Here is a 17,829-nt window from a genome sequence, read left to right as displayed (position 1 = left end):
GGCTTCGCGTCACGGGCACGGCTCGTGAAGTGGACTACCTGAGCGGAACCACCCGCTCAGCCTGCGGACCCTTGGGACCCTGGGTGACGTCGTACTCGACGCGAGCGTTCTCCTCCAGCGACTTGAACCCCGTGGTCTCGATCGCGGAGAAGTGCACGAACACGTCGGGGCCGCCGTTGTCCTGCTGGATGAAGCCGAACCCCTTCTCCGAGTTGAACCACTTCACGATGCCTGTTGCCATCTGGCTGATCCTTCACAACGTTCCACTGCGGGCCGCACACGCGGCCGTCTCGATCCTGCCCAACGGCCCCGCGGAGCACACGCCGGACGCGGCCAACCGGGGCACGGCGCACGTTCGAACTTCTGGCCGCCTTGTCGGTGAAAAGAGGGAGGGGCGGTTCGGCGCCCGGGATGCGCCACGGGGAGCGCCTCTCACCCGGCGCTGTCCGCCGCGGGCAAGGACGCGGCGGACCGGGGCCGGGGCCCAGCGGCCGCCGCGAGGGCTCGCCGCGGCCCGCTGACGCGGCAGCCCAGGCAGTCGGCGTGTCCCGTGTGGGCGCGGGTGTCCCGGATGCGCCAGTCCCAGTCGGCCTCCGGCCGGGGGCCGCTCGGCTTGCCCCAGCCGGCGAGGTGCAGCAGCCAGGTGACGATCCCGGCCACGGCGACGACACCGAGGCCGATCCAGATCCCGGGGATCCAGGCCAGGCAGACGGAGCCGCCCGCTCCGGCGAAGCCCAGCAGGGCCAGGGTGGTTCCGGTCCAGCCGGCCACCGTGTGGCCGAGGTCGACGTGACCGTGCGCGCTCATGATTCTCCCAGGTCGGACCTACAGCAGTACGCTCGGAAGCGGGGAAGCTTATTTCGCGAAATAAGCATCTCACTCACTAAGTAACTTAGATCCTAAGGAGTATCTGGGTGCAGGGCAAGACCCGCCCCCCGGCCACGGCCGGCGAGGCGATCGCGCGCATGGACCAGTACGTCGCCCTGGGGATCGTCGGCCAGCAGGAGGTGGCGCAGCTGCTCGGGCTCAACGTCACCGACCTGACCTGCCTGGGGCACATCCTGGGCGCCGGCGACACCCCGCTCGCCGCCGGTGACCTCGCCGGACTGCTGGACCTCACCACCGGAGCCGTCACCGGGGTGCTCAACCGCCTGGAGCGCGCCGGATACGCGCGGCGCGTGCCCGACCCGGCCGACCGGCGCCGGGTGCGGGTGGTGGCCGACCCCACGGCCGCCGCGCGCGTCGTCGCCGTGTACCAGCCGATGTACGACCGGCTGGCCGTTCTCTTCGCCGACTACACCCCCGACGAGATCGCCGTGATCGCCGACTGGTTCGGCCGCGCCGCGGTCGAGATCCGTGCGCACTGCGCGCAGGTGCGGTCCGGGGAACTGACCGCCGGGGAGGCTTAAGGGGTGTCCGGCGGATCATGGCCGGACACCCCCTGACCGCCGCTGGTACCATGGGCGGTTGACCATCTTCTTCTTCCCTCCCCTCTTACTCACTGTTTCGAAAGGTCCTGCATGAGGAACCCGTCAGCTCATGGGCGCTTCGGTGTGAAGGGCGGTGCCAAGGCCGGTCCCCGGACCCCCGCCAAGGCCGCCCGCACCCTCGGCCCGCAGGGTGAGTTCACGATGCACGCGCCGAAGGAGCCGGCACTGGCGCCGGTGAAGTCCTTCGCCGAGCTCGACCTGCCCCTTGAGCTGGTGGAGACCATGGCCTCGCTGGCCGTGACGGAGCCGTTCCCGATCCAGGCCGCGACGCTCCCGAACGCGCTGGCCGGCCGGGACGTCCTCGGCCGCGGCCGGACCGGCTCGGGCAAGACCCTCGCCTTCGGCCTGGCCCTGCTGGCCCGTACGGCGGGACAGCAGGCCGACCCGAAGCGCCCGCTGGCACTGGTCCTCGTACCGACGCGCGAGCTGGCGCAGCAGGTCACCGAGGCGCTGGAGCCGTACGCCGCGGCCTTGAAGCTGCGGATGGCCACCGTGGTCGGCGGCCTGTCCATCGGCCGCCAGGTGAGCTCGCTGCGCACCGGCGCCGAGGTCGTGGTGGCCACCCCCGGGCGGCTCAGCGACCTGGTGGGGCGGCGGGACGTGCACCTGGAGCGGGTGAAGATCACCGTGCTCGACGAGGCCGACCAGATGTGCGACATGGGCTTCATGCCGCAGGTCACCGAGATCCTGGACCAGGTGCACCACGCGGGACAGCGGATGCTGTTCTCGGCGACCCTGGACCGCAATGTCGACCAGCTCGTCCGGAAGTACCTGAAGGACCCGGTCTCGCACTCCGTCGACCCGCAGGCGGGCGCGGTGTCCACGATGGACCACCACGTGCTGCACATCCACGCGGCCGACAAGGTCTCGGCGGCGACGGAGATCGCCGCCCGGGACAACCGCGTGCTGATGTTCCTCGACACCAAGCACGGGGTCGACCAGTTCGTGAAGCACCTGCGGGCCATGGGCGTGCGGGCGGAGGGCCTGCACAGCGGCAAGTCTCAGCCGCAGCGCACCCGGACGCTGGCCCAGTTCAAGAGCGGGGCCGTCACGGTCCTGGTCGCGACGAACGTCGCGGCGCGCGGCATCCACATCGACGACCTCGACCTCGTGGTCAACGTCGACCCGCCCGCCGACCACAAGGACTACCTGCACCGGGGCGGCCGCACCGCCCGGGCCGGCGAGTCCGGCCGGGTCGTCACCCTCGTCACCCCGAACCAGCGCCGGGACATGGTCCGCCTGCTCTCCGACGCCCGGATCCGGCCGACGATCACGCAGGTGCGGTCCGGCGAGGCGGCACTGACCCGCATCACCGGCGCCAAGGCCCCCTCCGGGGTCCCGCTGGCGGGCTCCGCGCCGACCGACGCCAAGGGCAAGCCCTCCGGCTCGGACCTGGCCTTCCGCGGCATCGGTACCCGCCCGGGCCGCGGCAAGGAGTCCCGCAAGACGATCGAGGCCCGCCAGCAGGCGGAGGCCCGCCGCGCGGCCCGGGTGCGCCGGGGCGTCTGACCCGCGTCCGTCCCGCCGCCCCGGACCGGATCCGGTCCGGGGTGGCGTGCGCCTTTTTCGGCGTCCGTCGTTTCGGCGCCGGCCCTACGGCGTCAGCCCCTGCGGCGGCGGTTACGTGCCACGATCGCGCGGGTGACCACGGGCGGGAGCAGGTCCTTGGCCAGCTTGCGCCAGCGGACGCCGGGCCGGCGCGCGGCGACGGGAGCGGGGGCCGGCGCCGGTTCCGCCGGCGGCGCGGGGTGCAGCGGCTGCGGCGGCTCCGGCGCGACCACGCCCTGGTCCCCGATGCGCACCATGGGACGGCCGTCGATCACGTCCACGCCGTGCCAGAGGTCGCTGCGCCCCTCCAGCCACGCGAGCAGCGCCGTCTGGTGGGGCTCCGGGTCGCCCCAGGTCGCGTAGAGCTTCGAACCCGAGACGCAGATGGGGTGCAGGTCGCCGGTGATCACCGCGCTCCACACGGCGGCCGCGACACCGGGGCAGTGCTCGGACCGGTAGTCGTCGAAGACGACCACGGCATCCGGGGCCGCGACGAGGCGCGAGGACGCGATGTCCGTGGCGACGTGTTCGTAGAGGTGCGAGGCGTCGACGTGCACGAAGCGGCAGCTCGCCGGCTTGACCTCGTCGGCCACGACCGAGGTGGGGGCCTGTATCAGCGTCGGCAGGGCCTCGTGGAAGGCCAGGTAGTTGGTCTCGAAGCCGCGCCGCGTGAGCGTGGGGTAGGACGTGCGGTTCTCCGCGACGTTGAAGTCGTCCGTCGCGGGCGAGTCGAAGAGGTCGCAGACGGTGAACCTCTCACCGGGCCGGAGGTACCGGCCCAGGAAGATCGCGCTCTTCCCCATGAAGGCGCCGAGCTCCAGCAGGTCGCCGGGCTGCGCCTCGCCGCTGTCCTGGCGTGTCAGGAACCAGTCGAAGAGCACCTGGTCGTACGCCGAGAACCAGCCTTTGACCTCGCCGTACGTGGTAGGGACGGGCGGGGCCTGCTCACCGTCGGGGGTGGTGACGACGGAAGCTTGTGAAACGTGCGACACGGAGAGTCATCCTCCAGCGGAGTGGCATCGGTTTTCACGCTGATACCCGGCCGGGTAACGGCACCTTAAGCCCTGGAAGGACGTGTGACGAGATGTAAACGAGATCAGCCTGTGATTCCTGTCCTACCGGCCCCGTGTGATGCCCGCGAACCCCAGACCGCGTGCTCCAGGGCACCCGGATCGTGGCCGAGGAGGGCGGCGGCCTCCTCGTAGGCGGCGCGCAGGGGCTCGTAGCCGAGGTTCGGGACACCCGCGTCCGCGGCGAAAGCGCGCAGGTGCACGTCCACCGCGACCTGGGACCGGCCGACCAGGTTGCCGAGGTAGTCCACGCTCTTCGGCCCCACGCCCTTCACCGCGCGCAGGGCGGCGCGACCGGCCGGCCGGCCGAGCCAGCCGTGCAGGTCCTCCCGCGTGTCGACCCGCTCGGCGACCAGCAGGTCGGTGATGTCGTGGGCCTTGGCGACCTTCCCGGGACTGCGGAAGTCCAGGGTGGCGGCGAGGTCATGGGCGGCGAGCCGGGCCTGGAAGCCGCTGACCGTCGCGGCATCGGGCCATTCCTCCCGCAGCCGGAGCAGGCGCGGCAGCAGCGTCGACACGTACCGGGTGCGCGCCTGGAAGCTCACGTCGCAGATGACGGCGCCCATGTGCGACCAACCGCCCGGCGGGGCGAACGGCCCTTCGCCGAGGACCTCGCGGACGTGGTCGGCGAGCTGCCGGGCAGGGCTGGGCGCAGTCACGTGCCAACGATGCCATGGGCATCCGGCCTCGGGGACGCAAAGCGCGGAATCACCGGCCCGCACCACAACCACCCGTCAGCTCAGGGGTGTTACGACCGGCGCGGGGCCGGCACCGGCCCGGCGGTTCGGACCGCGGTGCCGCGGCGCAGGCGTTCGGTGGCCGCGTTGCGGACGCGGCGCGTGCGGGCGTCGGCGGCCAGCAGGGTCAGCGCCTCGTACGAGGTCAGCAGGCGGGCGGCGGTGCGCTGGCACCAGTCGGAGGCTGCGGTGAGCTCCTCGGCGGACCAGGGCTCGCCACGGGTGACGGCCTTGAGCAGGCTCCACTCGCGCAGCCGGCGCTCGGGGAAGTCCCGGCCGGCGAGGGCGGCGGCCATGGCGCGGGCCCAGGCGGGGAACTCCTCGTCGGCGAGCAGGTGCACGGCTCGCCGGTCGAGGTGGGTGACCACCGCGCTCTCGGCCATCACCCGGTCGGGATCGCGCAGGACGGCGGCCACGACCTGCGCCTCGGTCTCCGCGCCCCGGCCCGGAGTCGCAGCCAGGGATTCCAGGTGGCGGACGTAGCGCCAGTGCTCCGGGGGCTCGTCGGTGTCGGGGCCGCTCATCGGGTCCCGCGCCGGTATGCCTGTGCCGGGTCGCTGCTCGTCGTTTCCTCTCCCCATGGCACCCATTCCACACGACCCCCTGGAGCGGCCTGCGGTCAGGGTGCCGTCAAGGCCTGTTCAGCGGTGCGGAGACTGCGCACGCGGGGGGGGCCGGGGGCGGTCGCCGGTGTCCGCCCCACGACCGTCAGACCTGCTCGAAGTGGAAGGACTTGATGAAACAGTCCCGCGGCTGGCCGATCGCGAAGAAGATGCAGTCCACCAGCGACTGCGACGTGAGCGGGTCCTTCGCCGTGCGCGGCGCGCCCTCCCAGGACTCCGACAGCGGGTCGTGGTTGTCGAAGTCCGGCGGGTAGAGGGAGATCACACGGACGCCCTGGTCGCGCAGCCTGCGGGAGAGGATCTCGGTGAAACCGGCCTGGGCGCTCTTGGCGGCGTAGAAGGCCGCGTGGGCGTCGGACCTGTGGTGGCCGCTCTCCCCGCAGCCGGAGACCATCGTGACGATGTCCGGCTTGGCCGACTTCAGGAGCAGCGGCAGGAAGGCCTTGGTGGCCAGGACGGTACCGGTGGCTCCGGAGGCGAGGGTGTCGGTCACCTCCTCGTCGGTGGCGGACAGCAGGTCCGTGCCGTGCTGGTAGCGGGAGCCGTTGTTGACCAGCACGTCCACGTGGTCCGTGCGGGCGGCGACCGCGGCGGCGAACGCCCGTACGGAGGCGGGATCCGTGAGGTCGCAGGCGTAGGCGTGGACGCGGTCCGCGTCGTGGCCCTGGGCGCGGATCTCCTCGCGGACGTGCTCGGCGGCTTCGAGGGTGCGGGCGGACAGGTGCACCTCGGCACCCCTGCCCGCGAAACGGAGGGCGAGGGTACGCCCGAAGTCGCGGCCCGCGGCGGTGATGACGACGCGGTGCTGGTCCAGTTCCGGTGCCATGTCCGTGCTCCCGATTCGTGGTCTGTACACATGTTCTCAGGTACGGTGCGGGACAGGGCAGTTGGGCCGGGTCGTTCGTGGAGAGCCGGGCCGTTCGGGGCGACCGGGGCCGCGGACACGGACGCGGACCGGCTCTCCGTTCCACGCCTCAGACCTCGCCCGCCTCCTCCTCCGCCTCCGGCAGCGGCGCCCCGGTCTCCAGCAGGGTCTTGAGGCTGGACGCGAGCATCGGCCAGGCCCGTCCGCACATGCCGATCAGGGTGCCGCCGGGTTCGAAGCCCTCGTGCAGGATGGTCAGCCGGGCGAGGGTGTCGCCGACGGGCTCGATCTCGTACGTCACCTTCGTACGGCGCTCCTTCGCCAGTTCGGCCCGCAGCTCCTCGCCGATCCCGGCCGATGCCGCCCACTGGGGGGTGAAGGTGTGCCAGGTGTAGGAGAGCAGGCGGTCGGGGACGCAGCCGAGGACCACCTGCTCGGGGTCGCTGGTACGGGTCCCCCGCTCGACCCAGTCCATCGGCGAGCCCACCCCCCAGTCGGTCTCGAAGCTCAGGCCCCAGTACCGGCGGGTGAGGGCGGGCTCGGTGAGGGCCTGCCAGACCCTGGCGGGATCGGCCTGGATGTACAGGGTGTAGGTGATCGCGCTGTCGCTCATGGCCCCATGCTGCGGGACCGCGGACCGTGGACGCCGGATTTCCCGATCATGGCGGTGGCCGCGGGGCGGGGGCCACCCCGGTCGCCCCGCGGTCCGGCGGCGCTCCCCCGGGCATGTCCTGCAGGGGGTGTCCTGCCGGCCACCGCTCCCTGGTCCGCCCTGACCGGCAGGACACCCGCTAAGCGATGCCCGCGAAGTGGCTCCGGCGGGCGCCCTCATCGGGGAGTTCGGTGGGCGGGGTGCGGGTGGGGACGGGGAGGCCGAGGCGCGCGCGGGCGGCGTGGACCGCCGCGAGCTCGTCGTCGCCCGCCCGCCCCCAGTCACTGAGTTCGCGGACCTGTTCGGGGGTGGCCAGCAGGCGTGCGTACTCCGCGTCCGCGCCCGGGGCGAGGCCGGTGAGGCGGCCCGCGGCCCGGGCGTGGGCGCCCTGCTCACCGTGGCGGTAGCCGAGCGGCACGGCGTCCTCGGTGGATCCGGCCGTCGGGGGCGGGAGGTGGGCGGCGCCCGTGGCCCGGGAGATCAGCAGCAGGACCCGGCCGTCGGGGGCGAACAGCCAGGCCGACAGGTCCCGTACGGACAGCCGCTCCGGGACCCGGCCGGGGTGCCAGGCGCCGTGCTGCGGGATCCGGCGGGTGCGCAGGACCCCGAGCCGGTCGAGGGCGGTCGGCGCGGTGGGGCGGCCGTCCTCCAGCAGGGCGGTGCCGGAGCCGTTGATGCGGGCGCGGAGCGCGGACAGGGCGCGGCGGGCGTCGCCCGGGTCCATCAGGGCGGGCAGGTCGGCCGGCTCGGCGAAGTGGATGCCGGTGATCTCCTGGGCGGGAAGGCGGACGGCCTCGATCCGGTCGGGGGTCCAGGTGCCGCCGTCGTAGACGTGCAGGATCTCGCCCGGGAAGCACATCTCGGGCGGGAACCCGGGGGTGTCGGCCGGGATCCAGTCGACGGCGAGGCCGCGCGGGTAGCGGCCGTCGACTCCGAGTTCCTCGCGCAGCTCGCGGGCGGCCGCCGCGGACGGTGCCTCGCCGGCGTCCACGGCTCCGCCGGGAAGCAGCCGGTCGGCGCGGTAGTCGACGCTCTGGACAAGGATCCGGCCGCGGACGTCGGTGACGAGGACGACGGCCGCGGTCCACACGGCGGCCCGCGAGGCCCCGTACTCCGCCGGGGTCATCCAGGTCCCCGTACGCCCCCGCTCGTGTGCGTCGATCGCGCCCTGGTCGGTCAGCTGCGGCATCGGACTCCGTTCACCGTGGGTGGACCTGACGGCCTGTGCAACAGCGGGCACGGCTCCCGGGTTACGGCGACCCTTCCGCCCGCACCGGCGCACCAGGTCTTTGCCCTCCCCATACCTCCTTATTACTTGGTTATGCACTCCCTGGTACGTTCCGCACGCGGACTGGCGGCGTGAAAACCGCCGGTCCGACCAACGTCGCACGCACGGAACGCACGGCGACCGCACCGAGGAGAGACCCACACATGCGACGCGCCTCCCCGACGGGCACCGGCACGGGGACGGCGGCCCCCGCCCGGGGCTCCGGTCGGCTGGCCGGGGTCGACGCCGTCCGCGGCCTGGCCGTCCTCGGCATGTTCGCCGTGCACGTCGGCCCCGCTCCGGAGCCGGAGGGCGCCGGATACCTCCTCGTCGCGGCCGACGGGCGCGCTCCGGCCCTCTTCACCCTGCTCGCCGGCTTCTCCCTGGTCCTCGCCCAGCGCACGCCGGACCCGGCCAAGCGCCCGGACGGCTGGGCGCGCCGCTGGCGTCCCCTGCTGATCCGCAGTGCGCTGCTGGCCGCACTCGGCGTGTGGCTGGCCTCGCTGTGGCCCGGAATCCTGGTCATCCTGGCCTTCTTCGCCGTGTACTTCCTGGCGGCCGAGCCCTTCACCCGGCTGTCCACCCCGGCCCTCGGCGCCGTGGCGGGCGTCTCGGTGGTGGCCGGGCCGCTGCTGTCCTTCCTGCTGGGCCCGGTGTTCGGCTACGAGGCGTCCGGCCGCGGCCTGGTCCCCGAGGCAGCCGATCTGACCGGTTGGTCCGGGCTGGGCGGGGTGCTGTTGGAACTGCTGCTCACCGGGGCGTATCCGCTGGCCACCTACTTCCCGTACGTGCTGGTGGGGATGGCGCTGGCCCGGCTGTGCGACGTGCGGGCCCGGTCGGCGGCGCGGCGGATGGCGGTGTGGGGCACGGTGGCCGCCTTCGCCGGATACGGACCGGCGTGGCTCGCGAGCCATGTGTTCGGCGCCCGGCAGCGGTTGCTGGAGGCGATCGCCGTCCACCACCCGGAGGCCATGGCCGCCGCCGACCCCGTACGGGAGGTGCTGAGCGGTCAGTACGGCGCCGTGCCCAGCACCTCCTGGGACTGGCTGCTGGTGGCCGATCCCTACAGCCAGACCCCGTTGGAGACCCTCGGCAACGCGGGCGTGGGCTGCGCGCTCATCGGCCTGTGCGCGCTCGCCGCGCGGCACGGGAAGGGGGCGCGCCTGCTGAGGCCGCTCACGCTGCTCGGGGCGATGGCGCTGAGCGCGTACGTCGTCCACGCGCTGGTGCTGGCCGGTCCGGCGCACGGCGCCGCGTCCTGGTCCGCCTGGCTGGCCTTCAGCGGCGCGGCCCTGGCCCTGACCTGGGCCTGGCAGCGGATCTGGGCCGACAGCCCGCTGCGCCGCGGCCCGGTGGAACACCTGCTCCGGCTGGCCGCGCAGGGGCGTGGCCGGGCCTGAGCGTGCCCGGTCACCCGTCCGTGTGATGGGTTCGGCCCGCGCGGCGCCGGTACGGCAGGGTGGGCGGATGCAGTTGCGCCCGGCCCTGACCCTGACCCTTGCCGCGCTCGTGATGGCCACCGGGTGCGTGACCGTGCGTCCCGCCGCCCCGCCGGACGCGCCGCGGCAGGAGCCCGCGTCGGCCCGTGCGCAGGTCCGCCAACGGACCCCCCTCGCGCTGCCGTTGAGCCCGCTCCCGGCATCGGCCGAGCCCGCCGCGCCCGCCCCGCCCCTGCCGCCCGCGCCTTCCGCGCCGGCCGTGGTCCCGGAGGCCCGGCGGGCACCCGTGCCGGCCGTGGCCGGGCGGCCGCATCGCCCGCGCCGGGTCGACGCGAAGCCCCCGCGGCCCAGGCGGCCCGCCAAGCAGGTGAATTCCGCGGCTCCGGCGAAGCCCCGCAAGCGGCCGCAGGCGGTGGCGAAGCCCAGGCCGGCGCCGCAGCACCCGTACGACATGGCCTCGCTGTGCGAGGCGGCCAAGGGCACCGTGCACCCTTCCATCGTCGCCCTCTGCCACTGAACGCGTGCCGTCCCGGGGATCCCAGGAGTGGTCCTGCCGTTCGAAGGCCTGCTGTCCCAGGGCCTTCGGGGCCGCTCCGGGTTCCTCCGGTCGCGCGCGGTCCGGACCATCCGGCGGCGGACCGCGGGGATACCCTCAGAGCCGCTGAGCGGACGACACGGGGAGCCAGGTACATGTACGACGCGGGGCCGTCGGTGGTGGATGCCGTGCGGGCACTGAGGGAGCTGGCGCGGGAGCGGCCGGAGGAGCTGGAGCTCTTCGAAGGCTTCACGGACGCGGAGTTGGACGGCTGGGCCGTCGCGGTACCCGAGGAGGTACGGGGCGTACTGCGGGAGATCGGCGGCCTGGAGACCGAGGACCACGAGTACCGCTTCGGGCCGCGCGGCCGCGAGGTGTTCGCGGACGGCTGCTGGACCCTGGGCGAGACGGACTTCGGCGAGGGCTCGCTGATCGTGGGGGTCGGGGCCGCCGGCTGGGGGCCGGTCGTGGCCGTGAACCCGTGGGGGGCCGACCCGGATGTCACCGTCGAGGCACCGGACTTCAGCACTTGGCTCGCCGGGTTCGCCGAGCGCTTCGCCGACGGGGTGGCGGACCGGCCGAGGGGGAGGTTCTCCGTGCCGGCCACCCCCACCGTCGAAATCGCCGAACTCGCCGAAGGAAGTGAAGGAAGCGAGGGAAGCGCAGGGGCCGACGGCGAGCTCGCCGCGCTCGTCGGACGCGGCGACCCGCTCACCGATCTCGTCGACCTGCGCGGCCTTCCCGGCTATCCGTGCGCCGTGGAATGGGAACCGTACTTCTCCACCTTCCGCGAAACGGCCGACACCGGAAGCAGCGAGGTCCAGTTCGAGATCGTCGGCGACGGCCGGGCCCTGCTGCTGCGCAGCGTCGTCAGCGGCGACTTCCTCGGCCGGTCCGTGCGCCGCCACCGCGTGCCGGCCGACGCCGCCCGTCGGGCCGTGGCCGAGCTGCGGGAACTGGCCGACGGCTGCCCCGCCTTCGTCGTCCTCGACCCGGGCTGCGCCGACTCGGTCATGGACGGCTGGACGGTCCCGGTCCCCGAGGACGTCCGGACCGTGCTCCGTGCGATCGGCGGCGTGGCGATCGCGGGGCTTCCGGCGCTGCGGCTGCTGCCCGGGGCGCCGGAGCACGCGGTCGACCCCGAGCTGCACCGCATGCTGGGCGGGGACGGTTCGTACTGGCCGCTCGCCCGCATCTCCCACGGGCGCGGCCACGCCCTCGCGCAGATCCGCATCGACGCGGCGACCGGCCGGTGGGGGTACGTCGTGTCCGTGCCCGGCGACGGGGAGAGCCTGCGGGAGTACCCGGAGCTGGCCCTGCTCGCCGAGTCCCTGCCGGACCTGCTGCTGACCTTCGCGCGGCTCGCCCGGCGGGCCGCGTCGGGCCCCGACTTCGCCGCGCGGATGGCCCGGGACACCCGGTGGCTGTTCCCCAACACCGGGGAGCCCTGGCCGCGGCCCGCCCCGGTCGGCGAGTGGGCCGGCTCGGCGGACCCGCTGCTCGCGGCGGCCACCACGCTGCCCGACGGTTCGCACGCCGCCGACCTGCGGGCCGTGCCGATCCCGAGCGACCTGTGCTTCTACCGGGCGGCCGGCTGGCCGTACGCGGCCCGGCTGGAGCGGCTGCACTTCGCGGGGGCCGGCCAGCTGGCCGCCGCGGTCCCGGTGGCCGCCCTGGGCTGACGGCTCCGCGCCGGGGCCCGGCACGAGGTGATGATCGGGCGCCGTCGGACCCGGGCGGGCGGGCGATATTGGGTGGATGCGTGGGTTCCGGCTACCTAAGGTGACCAGGCACCCGATATCGAGCAGGAGCGGATCATGCGCATCCACTATCCCCGTACGCCGCACCTGCCCTGGTCCCCCGGGGCGGCGGCGGACGATGTGCGAGCCGTCGGACTGGCGGGGCTGGCCGGGCACGAGGTCGTGGTGACGGAGAAGCTCGACGGGGAGAACACCACCCTGTACGCGGACGGCCTGCACGCGCGCTCCCTCGACTCGACGCACCACCCCTCGCGGGCGTGGGTCAAGGGCCTCCAGGGCCGCATCGGCCCCGGGATCCCGGCCGGGTGGCGGGTGTGCGGGGAGAACCTCTACGCCCGGCACTCGATCCCGTACGAGGAACTGGACAGCTGGTTCTACGGGTTCTCGGTGTGGGACGGGGAGCACTGCCTGGACTGGGACCGGACCGTACGGTTCCTGCGCGGCCTCGGTGTGCCGACCCCGCGCGTGCTGTGGCGGGGCGTCTTCGACGAACGCGCGCTGCGCAGGCTGAAGCTCGACACGGCGCGCCAGGAAGGGTACGTGGTGCGCCGGGCGGCCGGATTCGCGCGCGAGGACTTCGGGCGCTGCGTGGCCAAGTGGGTGCGGGGCGGCCATGTGCAGACGAGTACGCACTGGATGTTCGCGCAGATCGTGCCGAACGGGCTCGGGCCGGCGGCCCCGTTGTGGGCGGTGCGTTCGGGAGCCGAGGCCGATCCGCCGGCGCTGTCGGCCGCCCTCGGGGTGGGCGCGGACGAAGCCGCCGGCACGGCCGGGGCCGAGGACGAGGGCGAGGGCGACGAGGTCGCCGAGGTCGTGGCCCGGATCGACGGGGCGGGGCGGACCGGGGAGGACCGGCTGGCCGGTGTCCTGGCCGCCGTGCTCCGCCGTGAGCCCCGGGCCCGGATCGCGGCGCGGCTCGCGGCGGGACCCGTCGGGATGGGGCTCGCGCGGCGGGTCGCGGACCTGGTGGGGCTGTACCCCTGCCTGCAGCGGCCGTTCCCGGACGCGGACCGGCGGGCGGGGCTGGTCCGGATGGCCGCGGCGGCCGATCTCGGGGTGCTGCACGCGCTCGCCGGGGCACTGGCGGACGGGCCGGAGGCGCGGGAGTGCGTGGAGTGGTCCGCGCTGTGCGCCGAGGAGGCGGGGCTGCTGGGCCCGGATCCGCTGGAGGCGTTGCGCCCCGGGCTGCGCGAGGCGTTCGCCGGGCTGGGCACGGAGGCCGCGGACCGCTGCTGGGCGGAGGCCCGGAGGGCGTTCGGGCAGGGCAGGATCTCGGGTTCCGCGGTGGAGGAGGCCGTGGCGGCGACGTGGCAGTGGCGCGAGGGAACGTTCCCCCGGCTGGTGCAGCTGTGCGGGCCGTCGGGGAGCGGGAAGAGCACCTTCGGCCGCGCACTGCCCGGCGTGGACGCGTACATCAGTCTGGACGATCTGCGCACGGCCCGGGGCTCCCGGGCCGACCAGGGGGCCAACGCCGAGGTGTTGAGCGAGGGCCTCGACCGGCTCGACGCGGCCCTGGCCGGCGGCGGTACGGTGGTGTGGGACGCCACCTCGCTCACCGGTCAGCAGCGGGGCCTGGCCGGCGCCGTCGCACGGCGCCGCGACGCGCTCGTCACCCACGCCGTGGTGCTGGTGGAGGAGGCGGAGCTGGTGCGGCGCAACGGCGTGCGCCCGCATCCGGTGCCCCCGCAGGTGCTGACCTCGCAGGTGCGCCGGTTCGGTCCGCCCTACGCCGGTCAGGCGCACCGTACGTGGTACGTCGGTGCGGCCGGGGTCGTCGAGGACACGGCGGGCGGCCTCGCGGCCGGGCCCGCGGACACGGGGCGGGGGCGGTACTGATGCGTACGAGCGAGGAGCTCTACCACCAGGTCCGCTGGGACTCCCGGTTCGATCCGGCGCGGTTCGTGCTCGGGCTGCTCCAGCGCGGGGCGGCCCCGAAGCGGGTCCCGCTGCCCTCCTTCGTGCCCGGCGGCGACATCCCCTGGCACCGGGTGCTGTTCGTCGAGGCGGACGGGGAGCTGGTGTGGGACCGGTCCACGGGTGTGGACCGGATCGATGCCACCACGGCGGGCCGGGTCCGCGATCCGCGGCTGCTGCGGGCCCCGTTCTTCACCGCCCGGACCCCGCACGCGTGGGACCCGGCGGGCGGCGGCGCGTGGCGGCCCGCCGAGCCGGTGCCCGGGGGCGGCACGGCCGCCGCCACCACCTCGGTGCGGCTGCTGACCTGGAACACCCTCTGGGACCGGTACGACGCCCCGCGCATCTCCACCGCCCGGCGCAGGCCGCTGCTGCTGGCCGATCTCGCGGCCGCCGATGCCGATGTCATCGCGCTGCAGGAGGCCGAACCCGAGCTGCTGCGGATGCTGCTGGCGGCGCCGTGGGTGCGGGAGGCGTACACCATCGGTACGGATCCGGGCGGCCGGGACGTCACCGAGTGCGGGCTGCTGGTGCTCAGCCGGCTGCCGGTACGGGAGGCGGGGATGCACCTGCTGCGCCCGCACAAGGCGGTCACCGCCGTCACGGTGGACACCGCGGCCGGCCCTCTGGTCGTCGCGAACACCCACCTGACCAGCGACCACTCCGAGAACGGGCACGACCGGCGGGAGGCCGAACTGGCCCGGCTCGCCGAGGGGCTGGGCGGCGTCGAGGCCGCGGTGGCGCTGCTGGGCGACTTCAACGACGGGCGCCACGGCGCCGAGGGGCCCGCGGCCGCGCTCGGCATGCGGGACGCCTGGAGCGACGTGCACGGGGCGGCGGACGAGACGCCCACCTTCGACCCCGCGGTCAATCCGCTGGCCGCCTTGGGCTCGCTGTCGGGCCGGTCGGCCCGGCTCGACCGGATCCTGCTGCGCTCCACGACCGCACGGGTGGCCGGGGCCGCGCTGCGCGGTGACTCCCCCGGGCCGGAGGGGCTGTTCGTCTCCGACCACTTCGGGGTGGAGGCGACGGTGGAGTTCGGCGAACGGGACGGTGCGCCCGCGCGCCTGGACGTACCGGCGACGGCGCGGACGGCGGTGGCATGGCTGGCGCCGCCCCTGCCGGAGGCGGTACGGGAGCTGCGCAGCGCGCTCGACCCGCAGGCCGGACGCTGGCCCGCGCACGTGAACCTGCTCTTCGGATTCGTGCCGGAGTCCTCCTTCGCCGGGGCGGTGGCGCTGCTGGCGGAGGCGGCCGCCGCGACCGGGCCGTTCCGGGCCCGGCTGGAGGGTGTGCACAGCTTCGGGCACCGCGAGGACGCCACCGTCTGGCTGGACCCGGCGGCGGCCGGCGAGGCACCGTGGCGGGAGCTCCGGCGGGCCCTGGTGGAGCGGTTCCCGGGCTGCCGGGGGCGTGCGGGTGCCGACCGGGGCTACACCCCGCATCTCACGCTGGGGCGCAGCCGGGATCCGCAGCGCGCGGTCGCGGCCTTCGCGGCGCGGCTCGGCGGCCCGGTGGCCGCCCGGGTCGGGGAGCTGGCCGTGCTCTCGCGGCGCGGGGACGGACCGATGCGGGTCCGGGCGACGGTGGCGCTGGGGACGGGCGAGGTGCGCTGGGAGCCGGAGACCGCCGACCCGCCCGCGTCCCTGACCGGGCAAGCGGCTGTGGGCGCTGTCGGGCCCGCCGCCGGGCCCGCGGTCCGGGAGGGGGCCGCGGAGTCGGTCACCGCGCGCGTCCGGGCCGCGCTCGGCGGCGCGCAGGTGCATCCGGCCGGGTCGCGCCGCATGGGCTGCGCGCTGCCGGAGGCCGACCTGGACCTGGTGGCGGCGCTTCCGGGCGCGGCCGATGTGGCCCTCGTACGGGACCGGCTGGCGGCGGCGCTGCCCGAGGCGGAGCGGCTGCGGGAGGTGACGGGGGCGCGCGTGCCGGGGCTGCGGTTCCGCGTGGGCGGGCTGTCGGTGGATCTGGTCGCGGTGGCCACCGGCGGGCTGGATCCGGCGCACGCCGTGGTACGGCGGGCGGAGTTGGGCGAGGCGGCCGCGCTCGCGCTGAGCGCGGTCAGCGACGCCGACGCCGTACGGGGGTGGGTGGGGGCGGAGCGGCAGGCCGCGTTCGCCGGGCTCGCGCGGCGGGTGAAGGCGTGGGCCCGGGCCCGGGGGCTCGATGCGGCGCCGTTCGGCGGACTGCCCGGGCTGGCCTGGGCCGTTCTGGCGGCGCGCACGGTGGCGGAGGCCGGGGCGCTGCCGCCCGACGCCCTGCTGCGTGAGTTCTTCGGCAGGTGGGCGGCCTGGGACTGGCGCGAGCCCGTCTCGCTGTCCCCGGCGGCCCCGGGCCCGGCGGGCGGCGGCGGGCCGGATGCGGTCACGGTCCTCACCCCGTCGGAGCCGGTGCGCAGTTGCACGGCGCAGGTCGGGCCGGGCCTGCGCGACCTGCTGGTCCAGGAGTTGTACGCGGCCTGGGAGCTGCTGGACTCCGGCCCCGCGGGCAGCGACCCTGCCCCGGGGCCGCCGCCGCTGCACCGGCGGCACGCCGCCTGGGCGGTGGTGACCGTACGGACGGCCTCCGAGGCCGGGTTCGAGGGGACCCTGGGCCGGGTGCGCGGGCGGCTGCGGGCGCTGCTCGGTGCGCTGGAGGAGGCCGGTGTCACGGACCTCCACGCCTGGCCCCGCCCCTTCGAGTCGGGTCCGGCCCTGGCCCGCTACGCGATCGGCCTCGGCTCCGCTCCCCCGGACGCGGCCCGCCTGGCCGCCCTGGCCGGCCCCTGGCGGACCGGTCTGCCGGGGGTCGAGGTCTCCTGGGCGGCCGGCGGTGAGGTGCCGGACCTGGTGTGACGGGCCGGGGTCCGTACACCGGACGGATCGGCGGGGTCGGACGGGTCGGACAGGTCGGCTGGGTCAGACCTCGATGACGATCTTTCCTGCCGTGTGCCCGCCCTGGCTCAGTTCGAAGGCGGCAGCCAGCTCGCCCAGCGGGAAGGTCTTGGCGACCGGCACCTTCAGCTGTCCGCTGTCGGCGAGCCGGCCCAACTCGGCCAGATCGCTGCCGACCGGGCGGACCCACATCCACTCGCCGCCCGATCCCAGCACGCTGGGGTCGGCGATGGAGGCGTGCCGCCCGTCGTCGTGCAGCACCTCGCGGGTGACTCCGCCGACACCGCCGACGAAGTCCGCGACGACCGTGGGGCCGTCGGGGACGAGGGCGCGCACGCGGTCGGCGAGGCCGTCCCCGTACTCGATGGGCTCGGCGCCGAGCTCGCGCACCCGGTCGTGGTTGCGCGCGGAGGCGGTGCCGATGACCCGGGCGCCGAGTGCGCGGGCGATCTGCACGCCGAAGGAGCCGACGCCGCCCGCCGCGCCGTGGATGAGCACGATGTCGTCCTTGCCGGTGCCGAGGCGGGTGAGCAGCTGGTAGGCGGTGAGCCCGGCGAGCGGGAGCCCGGCGGCCTCGGCCCAGTCGAGGGAGGCGGGCTTGTGCGCGAGGGCGCGTACGGGCACGGTGACGAACTCGGCGAAGGTCCCGCCGTGCACGTAGTCCTTGCGGGCGTAGGCGATGACCTCGTCGCCCTCGGCGTACTCGGGGGTGTCGATGCCGACCCGCTCGACGGTGCCGGACACGTCCCAGCCGGGCACCACCGGGAAGACGACGTCCATCAGGGGGTCGAGACCGCCCGCCATGATCTTCCAGTCGACGGGGTTGACGCCGGCGCACCTGACCCGGACGAGGACCTCACCCGGTCCGACCTTGGGCATCGGCAGCCGGGTCTCGGAGAGCACCTCCGTCCCGCCGTACGTCTCGTACGCCATTGCCCGCATGGTTTCCTGGCTGCTCCGGCCCGACTGGGACATGTACCCGACCTCTCCGTGTGCGTGTGGAACCCGCCCCCCGCTCATCCCACCATGCACGGAGCGCCCGCCCCACGAGGCGGGGCG

Annotated in this window: 16 protein-coding genes; 7 read left to right on the top strand and 9 right to left on the bottom strand. The window is 74.9% G+C overall.

The genetic code is table 11. From position 1 onward, the window contains the following. Positions 1 to 34: 34 nt before the first annotated feature. Complete coding sequence (locus Sspor_RS37105; RefSeq protein ID WP_202203029.1) at positions 35 to 241, bottom strand: cold-shock protein; 207 nt, start codon at positions 239 to 241, stop codon at positions 35 to 37. Between the two features lie 191 nt (positions 242 to 432). Continuing rightward, positions 433 to 807, bottom strand: coding sequence for an HGxxPAAW family protein (locus Sspor_RS37100; protein ID WP_202203028.1), 375 nt, complete (start codon positions 805 to 807; stop codon positions 433 to 435). 107 nt (positions 808 to 914) lie between these two features. Here Sspor_RS37100 and Sspor_RS37095 point away from each other — a divergent pair, with 107 nt between their 5' ends. Both Sspor_RS37095 and Sspor_RS37090 read left to right on the top strand, forming a co-directional pair. Continuing rightward, positions 915 to 1,409, top strand: a complete 495-nt coding sequence (locus tag Sspor_RS37095; RefSeq protein WP_202203027.1) for a MarR family winged helix-turn-helix transcriptional regulator — start codon at positions 915 to 917, stop codon at positions 1,407 to 1,409. Positions 1,410 to 1,520: 111 nt separating this feature from the next. Further along, the gene (locus tag Sspor_RS37090; protein ID WP_202203026.1) at positions 1,521 to 2,999 is read left to right on the top strand and encodes a DEAD/DEAH box helicase; all 1,479 of its coding nucleotides are present in this window, start codon (positions 1,521 to 1,523) and stop codon (positions 2,997 to 2,999) included. 92 nt (positions 3,000 to 3,091) lie between these two features. Here the strand turns inward: Sspor_RS37090 and Sspor_RS37085 are convergent, their stop codons facing one another. The 6 genes from Sspor_RS37085 to Sspor_RS37060 form a co-directional block, all read right to left on the bottom strand. Next, the gene (locus Sspor_RS37085; protein ID WP_202203025.1) at positions 3,092 to 4,030 is read right to left on the bottom strand and encodes a class I SAM-dependent methyltransferase; all 939 of its coding nucleotides are present in this window, start codon (positions 4,028 to 4,030) and stop codon (positions 3,092 to 3,094) included. A 104-nt stretch (positions 4,031 to 4,134) separates the two neighbouring features. Beyond that, a complete protein-coding gene (locus Sspor_RS37080) occupies positions 4,135 to 4,767 on the bottom strand; it encodes a hypothetical protein (RefSeq protein ID WP_202203024.1) in 633 nt (210 codons plus the stop codon). Positions 4,768 to 4,856: 89 nt separating this feature from the next. Beyond that, positions 4,857 to 5,426, bottom strand: a complete 570-nt coding sequence (locus Sspor_RS37075) for a hypothetical protein (protein WP_237404196.1) — start codon at positions 5,424 to 5,426, stop codon at positions 4,857 to 4,859. A gap of 127 nt (positions 5,427 to 5,553) precedes the next feature. After that, positions 5,554 to 6,294 (bottom strand): SDR family oxidoreductase, encoded by a 741-nt coding sequence (locus tag Sspor_RS37070; protein WP_202203023.1) that lies wholly within the window; start codon positions 6,292 to 6,294, stop codon positions 5,554 to 5,556. 148 nt (positions 6,295 to 6,442) lie between these two features. Then, positions 6,443 to 6,946, bottom strand: a complete 504-nt coding sequence (locus Sspor_RS37065) for an SRPBCC domain-containing protein (protein WP_202203022.1) — start codon at positions 6,944 to 6,946, stop codon at positions 6,443 to 6,445. Between the two features lie 178 nt (positions 6,947 to 7,124). Beyond that, entirely contained in the window at positions 7,125 to 8,174 is a 1,050-nt protein-coding gene (locus tag Sspor_RS37060; protein ID WP_202203021.1) for an NUDIX domain-containing protein, read from the bottom strand. A gap of 242 nt (positions 8,175 to 8,416) precedes the next feature. Between Sspor_RS37060 and Sspor_RS37055 the strand changes: the two genes are divergently transcribed. The 5 genes from Sspor_RS37055 to Sspor_RS37035 all read left to right on the top strand — a co-directional run bounded on the left by Sspor_RS37055 (position 8,417) and on the right by Sspor_RS37035 (position 16,731). After that, complete coding sequence (locus Sspor_RS37055; RefSeq protein WP_202203020.1) at positions 8,417 to 9,652, top strand: DUF418 domain-containing protein; 1,236 nt, start codon at positions 8,417 to 8,419, stop codon at positions 9,650 to 9,652. Between the two features lie 67 nt (positions 9,653 to 9,719). After that, a complete protein-coding gene (locus Sspor_RS37050; protein WP_202203019.1) occupies positions 9,720 to 10,208 on the top strand; it encodes a hypothetical protein in 489 nt (162 codons plus the stop codon). Positions 10,209 to 10,381: 173 nt separating this feature from the next. Next, entirely contained in the window at positions 10,382 to 11,908 is a 1,527-nt protein-coding gene (locus Sspor_RS37045) for a hypothetical protein (protein ID WP_202203018.1), read from the top strand. 135 nt (positions 11,909 to 12,043) lie between these two features. Further along, the gene (locus Sspor_RS37040) at positions 12,044 to 13,822 is read left to right on the top strand and encodes an RNA ligase family protein (RefSeq protein ID WP_202203017.1); all 1,779 of its coding nucleotides are present in this window, start codon (positions 12,044 to 12,046) and stop codon (positions 13,820 to 13,822) included. Continuing rightward, positions 13,822 to 16,731: a poly(A) polymerase gene (locus Sspor_RS37035; protein WP_202203016.1), complete on the top strand. Its 2,910-nt coding sequence runs from the start codon at positions 13,822 to 13,824 to the stop codon at positions 16,729 to 16,731. The genes Sspor_RS37040 and Sspor_RS37035 overlap by 1 nt, the downstream gene beginning before the upstream one ends. Before the next feature lie 63 nt (positions 16,732 to 16,794). On the opposite strand, the gene Sspor_RS37030 is transcribed toward Sspor_RS37035, so the two are convergent. Next, a complete protein-coding gene (locus tag Sspor_RS37030; protein WP_202203015.1) occupies positions 16,795 to 17,712 on the bottom strand; it encodes an NADP-dependent oxidoreductase in 918 nt (305 codons plus the stop codon). Positions 17,713 to 17,829 lie beyond the last annotated feature (117 nt).

It is taken from the genome of Streptomyces spororaveus (assembly GCF_016755875.1).
Lineage (GTDB): Bacteria > Actinomycetota > Actinomycetes > Streptomycetales > Streptomycetaceae > Streptomyces > Streptomyces spororaveus.
Note: the sequence above shows the minus strand (reverse complement) of the source record. Positions and strands in the feature narration are given on the sequence as shown.

What these genes read in the sequence shown, in the direction of transcription:
- Sspor_RS37105 (WP_202203029.1), bottom strand. Translation starts at nt 241, where the DNA reads ATGGCAACAGGCATCGTGAAGTGGTTCAACTCGGAGAAGGGGTTCGGC.
- Sspor_RS37100 (WP_202203028.1), bottom strand. Translation starts at nt 807, where the DNA reads ATGAGCGCGCACGGTCACGTCGACCTCGGCCACACGGTGGCCGGCTGG.
- Sspor_RS37090 (WP_202203026.1), top strand. Translation starts at nt 1,521, where the DNA reads ATGAGGAACCCGTCAGCTCATGGGCGCTTCGGTGTGAAGGGCGGTGCC.
- Sspor_RS37075 (WP_237404196.1), bottom strand. Translation starts at nt 5,426, where the DNA reads ATGGGGAGAGGAAACGACGAGCAGCGACCCGGCACAGGCATACCGGCG.
- Sspor_RS37070 (WP_202203023.1), bottom strand. Translation starts at nt 6,294, where the DNA reads ATGGCACCGGAACTGGACCAGCACCGCGTCGTCATCACCGCCGCGGGC.
- Sspor_RS37065 (WP_202203022.1), bottom strand. Translation starts at nt 6,946, where the DNA reads ATGAGCGACAGCGCGATCACCTACACCCTGTACATCCAGGCCGATCCC.
- Sspor_RS37060 (WP_202203021.1), bottom strand. Translation starts at nt 8,174, where the DNA reads ATGCCGCAGCTGACCGACCAGGGCGCGATCGACGCACACGAGCGGGGG.
- Sspor_RS37055 (WP_202203020.1), top strand. Translation starts at nt 8,417, where the DNA reads ATGCGACGCGCCTCCCCGACGGGCACCGGCACGGGGACGGCGGCCCCC.
- Sspor_RS37050 (WP_202203019.1), top strand. Translation starts at nt 9,720, where the DNA reads ATGCAGTTGCGCCCGGCCCTGACCCTGACCCTTGCCGCGCTCGTGATG.
- Sspor_RS37045 (WP_202203018.1), top strand. Translation starts at nt 10,382, where the DNA reads ATGTACGACGCGGGGCCGTCGGTGGTGGATGCCGTGCGGGCACTGAGG.
- Sspor_RS37040 (WP_202203017.1), top strand. Translation starts at nt 12,044, where the DNA reads ATGCGCATCCACTATCCCCGTACGCCGCACCTGCCCTGGTCCCCCGGG.
- Sspor_RS37035 (WP_202203016.1), top strand. Translation starts at nt 13,822, where the DNA reads ATGCGTACGAGCGAGGAGCTCTACCACCAGGTCCGCTGGGACTCCCGG.
- Sspor_RS37030 (WP_202203015.1), bottom strand. Translation starts at nt 17,712, where the DNA reads ATGCGGGCAATGGCGTACGAGACGTACGGCGGGACGGAGGTGCTCTCC.